Here is a 6,437-nt window from a genome sequence, read left to right as displayed (position 1 = left end):
AAATAAGTTTGTCTATCTTTTTCATTGGTAATTGGGACTTCAATTCTGATTTTTGATTGACCCCAAACATAACCAGTCAGATCGCCATGAAGTAAATGACATTCATCTATAAATAATACTATTATTTGCCCGGATTCTATGCCAGCCTTGTTTTTGAATAAAATATTGTTAATTTCTTCCGTCTTTTTTTTTACCAGTTATTCATCAAATTTAGGATTGATTTTTTGAGTTTTTTTCCAACTAATTTTCGCCCGATCGAAAAGTTCATAGTAACTCTGTTTTGATTTATAGATCACACCAAACTCTCGCTCTACATAAGTAACCAGCTCATCTAAATTCCAATATTCTTTATTCTTTAGCCACTCAATTACTTCAGTCTTTTGTAGAGCTGTTAAATACCCTTTTGACCCTTTATGCCCTAGCTTGATTCCTTCGATGCCTTTGGTTTGAAATTGTTTTTTCCAATGACCAACAAAAAATTTACTTACACCGAGAATTTTGCTAATCTCATGGTAGAACTTGCCTTCGACAGCCATCCTTACAGCTATTGCTCGTTTAAGTTCTCTTGCATCGATATCACTTTTAATGAAAGATTCTAATTGAGTTATTTCCTTTTCCATATCTTTGAGGGGCAGTTTTAAGTTATTCATCTTTTTATTCACGATCGAGTATTGCATATAATTGTATCATAGTCTTGATAATCATTTAGGATTGCTATATCATTACAACAGGCGAGTACTTGATATTTTCGCAGGAGGTCTTATAAGTAGTGCCTGCATTCCCTGGATTTGACTGAGGGAGATTTGGGTATGCGATTGACCCGATCGCGCACGTGCAATTCCTCTGACACAGAACTCGATCGTTGGCAACTACACTCTTTTTAATTACAGCAACCCCAAAACACCTTGAGTTACGCCAGTTATTAGCCTTTGAGGCTCGATCGCGAAACATCTACATCTAAAAAGTGCAAGTGACTCTCTTCCTCAGTATTGGTAGCAATCACCAAACCCGTCTTTCCCCAAGGGGCGATCGCCCGGGGTGCGACGGGGCTGCTAAAATTCCCTATTTGAATACCTTGACTGTTTAACACCAGAATCTGCCCCCCAACATCTGCCAACACCCACCCCCAATTAGCTACACAAGCAGACACGGGCAAACTTTCAAGGGGAATTCGCGCTACCTTGAGCGGCCACAATTTCATCAACAGCACGGCCGCTTTGCCAGATTGAGGAATTCCCAGTAAGGTATACGGTTCAGGTGTCAGCAGCATTTGTCCGACGCTGACCGACAACCGCACAGAACCCACCGCCGTGCCGCGGCGAGTGTAAACTCTAAAAATAGTTTGGGGATTTTTGGGTTCGTTGTCCGGCCAAACTACTAAGACGTGTCGCCGATCCAAAAACATTAATTCTGGTAAATAGTGTTCCGGTAACGACACAGTAGCGATCGGCTTCAGGGCTTTTTCTCGATCGCCCGAAGTGCTGTTTGCAGCTAAAGCATAAAAGCGCAGTTCGCCCGGAACAGCTACTGTCAGCCAGTGGCCGTGAGAATCAACAGCAACTTTAAAAACATCTGCACCTTGCCTAGAACCGATATCCAGTAAACATTGAGGCTCCCAAGAGCGATCGTTGAGCCAGTAAAGTTTTTGCGGAGTGAGAACGCAGCAGCCGTGGGAAGCAGGTAAAATGCCGCGCACAATTTCCGGCATTGATATAGAAGTCGGCATTTCTTCTGTAACTAGCTGTTTTTCCGGCTGACACCAGACCTTCACCTCTGTACCTACAGCAGCGTAGAGATAGGTTTCAGTGGCAATTAAAGCGGTCAGCGGTGCAGGAAGTATCAGCGGCTTTGGCTGCGAAAGCCAATAGCGCGAAGTCCGAAGTAAATGAATAGCCGACTGTGATGCTTTTTCCTCTTCGACTTTCAGCAAAGACTCAGTTTCCGACTTCAGACTTTTAGCGTCGGTGGTTGCGGGGTTTTCCCAAGGAACAATGCAGTCGCCCAATTGCCTGACAGCAGGATCGTACATCACCAATCGCAGGGCTTGAGCCATTTGGGAAGCACTGGCAAAGCGGCGGGCCGGCAGCTTTTCCAAGGATTTTTTGACTATTGCTTGCAAAGGTTCCGGGATGGCATCGGGAAGTAGCAAGCGTTGATTCAGGTGCGCCCACCTCAAGTCTCCAGGGGTTCCGCCGAAAGGGCGGTAGCCCATTAGCAACTCAAACAGCAGAATTCCAACTGCATATATATCTGACATGGGGGAATAAAGACCGTAAAACCGCTCTGGGGCCATGTAAGCGGGGGAACCTACGGTAGCGTCGGGAGAAATTTCTTGGTGGAGGCGAGTGGTACCGATTTCTGGCAGCCGACGCGCGATGCCAAAGTCAGACAGCCTGGGCGACCAACCTTTGGAGCCTAAAGTTAGGAGGATATTTTCGGGTTTTATGTCGCAGTGAACTACGCCTCGGCGGTGGGCGTAGTCTAAGCCTGCTAAAACTTCCATGACTAACTGCAAACCTTCAAGCAGCCGCAAGGGGCGGTCTTGTTTGAGGAGGTTGCGGAGGGTTCCTCCCTCGCAGTAGTCCATAACCAAGTACCTGCCTGTCGCTGTATGTTCTAGAGCTCGGCAGGTGACAATGTTCGGGTGCTGCAAGGTGATCAGAAACCACAGCTCTCGCAAGAATTCGCTAGTTGGGGCTTTTTGATGGCTGAGTTCTTTGAGAGCAACCAGTTGGCTGGTGAGGCGGGAGTCCTGGGCGGGAGCTTCTCGAAGGCTGGCACAAAAGACTCGACCAAATTGTCCTTGTCCGACTAGCCCTAAAATGCGGTACTTAGAATGTTGCATCGGTCTAATTATAGAAAAAGCTTGAGCTAGTATTAAAATATGTAAAAAATTCTGACAAAAATTCAAATTTTTGAATCGCTCGCCAGGTACAGCCTATGATATCTCAGGTTCATTCTCAGCCTCCTTGAGAGCGATCGCACAGTCGCACCTACTAAAATCCTTGAGTTTCGGAATCACTATCAATCTTGCCGGATTCGGATGCCCGATCGGGAACTACCTGTGGCTGCTATTTTAGTCGATCGCGACTATTACAGTTTTTTCAAGACAGTCAAGGAACAATCTAAGGTTTTAGCTTTTCAAGGCTAAGCTTGGGAATCGGGGCGACGGAACACCGATGACCAACACAGAAGCACGGTTATGCAATCGGGGTTAGAAAGCCAGAAGCCGATGCTGTGGTCAAGGTATCTTAACCTTTTGGAATGTTAGCCAAATTTTTATGGGCTGTGAATATGTCGATCGTACTTGCTAAATACTGAACTTTACAGGAGCAAAAATCAATATGGTTAAAATTATTAAACTAGATCCAATTGCCGAGGAAATGGCAGTCGAAACCCGCTCGAATATCCTGTCGGCCTTACTTTCCAAAGACTTAGACGTTCTCAAGGAATGCGGGGGGCGGGGAATGTGCGCTACCTGCCACGTTTACATTAAAGAAGGCATGGAAGGCTTGTCGGACATGAACCGCCGCGAGAGAAGGACGCTGGAAGTCATTACTACAGCTAAAGCCAATTCGCGACTTGCTTGTCAGGCTCAAATTATGGGCGAGGGTGTGGTTGTACAGTTGCCCGCAGGGATGTACATTAATGCTATTGAAAATGTGGAAGCTCTGATCGGCCGCCGGGCCCAGCAAGATTTATTACACCCAATTACGGGTCAAATAGTTGTAGAATCGGGAAAGTTAATTACTCGTTCGATCGTTACACAACTTAATGAAACCCGCTTTCAAGTAGGACAGTATTTAGTTCGGACTAAAGAAGCTTAAAACTGATATATTTGTATTTTAGTAGTAGAGAAAAATTTATGTTGAGCCAACTTACACGTTTGAGCACCGAAGCAGACGGACGCTACGCTAGTGCTGAAGAACTCCAATTTTTGAAAGACTACCTTCACTCTTTGAATCACCGGATCAGTGCTTATAAAAAAATTCAAGCGTCTGAAACAGAAATTATGCGACAAGTGGAAGCAGAAATGCAGTCTCTCGACTCTAATTTATTTCGCCGGGGGACTCAAGATGTGACCCAAAAGTGCCGTGGAGATATAGTGCAGGTGTTGAGGCATTCGGCTGCAGCAATGTTGATTGACGATACTGAACGGTTGCGCGATCGGCTCCTGCTTTGGTTGCAAACTATTTTAGGCGCTGTTCATGTTCGCAATACTGCGACCGTGACCTACGATGCAATGAAAAAGGTACTCAAACAATATCTCACTGTGGAAGAAAGGAACTTATTTTTTCCGATTCTGGACAACAACCGCACTTTACTCGGCAAATAATCAAGGGGGTTGACAGGTTAAGGGCGATAAACTGTGCCGTTAGGAAGAGTGGCTCCAATCAACTGCGCTCCCCTCAAATCCGCCTCAGTGAGAATGGCTCCCCGGAGGTTGGCTCCTGTCAAGTCAGCTTTCTGCAAGTTGGCTTTACTCAGGTTAGCTTTGCTCAAGTTAGTTTCATGCAGGCAAGAATTAGAAAGGTCGGCATTGATCAGATAGGCTAGGCTCAAGTTGGCTTTGCTGAGGTTGGTCCCGCTCAAGTTAGCTTCCATCAGATAAGCACCGCTCAAGTTGGCTTCGTTCAACAATGCCTCTGCCATATTGATTGCAGTTAAAAGTTTGCGGCTCAAGTCTACACCGCCGAGATCGGCCCCGCTGAGGTTAATACCGCTTAAGTGGCAGCCATTCAAAGTAATGTTTCTCAGGTAGGTTTTGCTCAGGTCTGCTTTGCACAAATTGGCTCTATCCAAGCAAGCTTCGCTGAGGTCGGATTCGCTCAAACACGCGCCGTTTAAATAGGCTTGAGTGAGGTTAGTTCGTCTGAGGTTAGCTTTCAACAGGTTGGCTTTGCTGAGGTTGGCTCGGGTTAAGTTGGCTCCGGCTAGGTTGGCTTTGGACAATTCGGCTCCGTTGAGCTGTGCTTCGCTCAAGTCTGCCTCTTTGAGACTCGCTAAACTCAAGTCTGCATCTTTCAAGTTTGCCCCGTTGAGATTGGCTTTAATTAGATAGGCTTTACTGAGATTTGCCTCGCTGAAAACGGCTTTGGTGAGGTTTGCCGCGCTCATATCAGCACCTATGAGATTGGCCTTGGGGAGAATTGCTCCGGTCAGGTTGGCCCAATTCAAGTGAGCTCCGGCTAGGTTGGCACCGGTGAGATTGGCGCCGGTAAGATTGGCTCCGCTCAGACTTGCTGCCATGAGCTTGGCACCGGTGAGATTGGCTCCGCTGAGGTCGGCTTTGCTGAGGTTGGCTCGGCTCAGATGGGCTTTGGTGAGGTCGGCCCCGCTGAGGTTAGCACCGATTAAGTAGGGTCGGTGCTGGTGTTGGTTGAGGTTTGCCAAAATTAGAGTTGGGGCATCGCTGGAACGGTATAAATCGATCGGGCTCAACACAATGCCGCGCAGGTTGGCCTGTCTAAAATCTCTTTCGCCGGCTGCATATCGATTTAGAAGTTCATTGGCGTCCATTAAGTTCGAGCAAAAAGTTTGAGGTTGTGATTGTTTTTAAATTTTATGAGTTTCTTTTGTAAGTTATGAATTGTCTAGCTGCGAGTTGCGATCGGTTTTTTTGTTAATAGCTAAAACCCATTTTTTAAACTCTGTAGCTTTTTTATAGTTTAACTCACAGTTGTGATGAGACGGTAGATGCAATGGCTGCCGAAAAAGCTAGCTGACAGCTATTAGCCACAAACTAATAGCTGTCAAACAAGTCAGTTTTTTTGGCAAAGTTGACTGATAATAGCTTCGTGATCTTGTCCTTCTTCGACCAGAGAATCGGCTGGTTGGAGGCGATCGCGCAGCCCTAAAATAAAGCGGTTGCAGTCCGAACCCAAGGATTCGCAAGAGGTTTGCAGGCAGTGGAGTTCTCGACCTGTGAGCTGACTAAAGAACGAACTTAAGATGCCTGCTTCTAGAAAACAGGCTGGTTGCTTCGACTTAGGAGCTTTTTTAGCAAAAACAGAGTTAGCAATTTTTACTATTAAAAATCCCTGTTCGGAATAGCTGGGGTCAAATTCAAATGTTCCCCATCCATGAGTTTTCCAGCACTGTTGCAAGGACTGAAGAAATTCTACCATTTCCATTTCGGAAACTGGCTGGTCGTAGTATTCGCTGACTTCTTCGCAAAAACGCACGTAGAAGTTTTTCCCCCACCAGCGACCGCAGTTGAATAGCACGAGGCGGGAGGCTTGACCGGTTTCTTGTTCTAAGCCGATATAAATGGCTTGAATCAGTGTTTCTGGGAGTGCTATGAGCCGATCGCCCCGGCGGTTTTCGAGCAGGCCGAGTTCGAGGTCGCCTCGGACGTAGGCATCGCTGGCAAAGTAGTTTCCTGGGAGTCGGGGCTGTTTGAGCAAGTCAGCAATATTAATCATCGGGAATTGGGA

6 protein-coding genes are annotated in these 6,437 nt (G+C 46.5%); 2 read left to right on the top strand and 4 right to left on the bottom strand.

Annotated elements, in window-relative coordinates; translation table 11 throughout:
* Positions 1-197: 197 nt before the first annotated feature.
* A complete protein-coding gene (locus tag QUA02_RS14740) occupies positions 198-650 on the bottom strand; it encodes a helix-turn-helix domain-containing protein (RefSeq protein ID WP_333028825.1) in 453 nt (150 codons plus the stop codon).
* A gap of 272 nt (positions 651-922) precedes the next feature.
* Positions 923-2,845, bottom strand: coding sequence for a serine/threonine-protein kinase (locus QUA02_RS14735; protein ID WP_333028823.1), 1,923 nt, complete (start codon positions 2,843-2,845; stop codon positions 923-925).
* Between the two features lie 499 nt (positions 2,846-3,344).
* On the opposite strand from QUA02_RS14735, the gene QUA02_RS14730 reads away from it, so the two are divergent.
* A complete protein-coding gene (locus QUA02_RS14730; RefSeq protein ID WP_333028822.1) occupies positions 3,345-3,827 on the top strand; it encodes a 2Fe-2S iron-sulfur cluster-binding protein in 483 nt (160 codons plus the stop codon).
* A gap of 38 nt (positions 3,828-3,865) precedes the next feature.
* Positions 3,866-4,336 carry a bilin-binding protein gene (locus QUA02_RS14725; RefSeq protein WP_333028820.1) on the top strand — a complete coding sequence of 157 codons (471 nt, stop codon included), beginning with the start codon at positions 3,866-3,868 and terminating at the stop codon, positions 4,334-4,336.
* Between the two features lie 17 nt (positions 4,337-4,353).
* Here QUA02_RS14725 and QUA02_RS14720 read toward each other — a convergent pair whose 3' ends face one another.
* On the bottom strand, positions 4,354-5,520 hold the full coding sequence (locus QUA02_RS14720; RefSeq protein WP_333028819.1) for a pentapeptide repeat-containing protein: 1,167 nt from the start codon (positions 5,518-5,520) through the stop codon (positions 4,354-4,356).
* 242 nt (positions 5,521-5,762) lie between these two features.
* The gene (locus QUA02_RS14715; RefSeq protein WP_333028818.1) at positions 5,763-6,425 is read right to left on the bottom strand and encodes a V4R domain-containing protein; all 663 of its coding nucleotides are present in this window, start codon (positions 6,423-6,425) and stop codon (positions 5,763-5,765) included.
* Between the last annotated feature and the right edge of the window lie 12 nt (positions 6,426-6,437).

The organism is Microcoleus pseudofavosus SVA1_A4 (assembly GCF_036700565.1).
Classification (GTDB): domain Bacteria; phylum Cyanobacteriota; class Cyanobacteriia; order Cyanobacteriales; family Microcoleaceae; genus Microcoleus.
The sequence above is the reverse complement of the archived record's forward strand: the minus strand, read 5'-3'. Positions and strand labels throughout refer to the sequence as shown.

What these genes read in the sequence shown, in the direction of transcription:
- QUA02_RS14740 (WP_333028825.1), bottom strand. Translation starts at nt 650, where the DNA reads ATGAATAACTTAAAACTGCCCCTCAAAGATATGGAAAAGGAAATAACT.
- QUA02_RS14735 (WP_333028823.1), bottom strand. Translation starts at nt 2,845, where the DNA reads ATGCAACATTCTAAGTACCGCATTTTAGGGCTAGTCGGACAAGGACAA.
- QUA02_RS14730 (WP_333028822.1), top strand. Translation starts at nt 3,345, where the DNA reads ATGGTTAAAATTATTAAACTAGATCCAATTGCCGAGGAAATGGCAGTC.
- QUA02_RS14725 (WP_333028820.1), top strand. Translation starts at nt 3,866, where the DNA reads ATGTTGAGCCAACTTACACGTTTGAGCACCGAAGCAGACGGACGCTAC.
- QUA02_RS14720 (WP_333028819.1), bottom strand. Translation starts at nt 5,520, where the DNA reads ATGGACGCCAATGAACTTCTAAATCGATATGCAGCCGGCGAAAGAGAT.
- QUA02_RS14715 (WP_333028818.1), bottom strand. Translation starts at nt 6,425, where the DNA reads ATGATTAATATTGCTGACTTGCTCAAACAGCCCCGACTCCCAGGAAAC.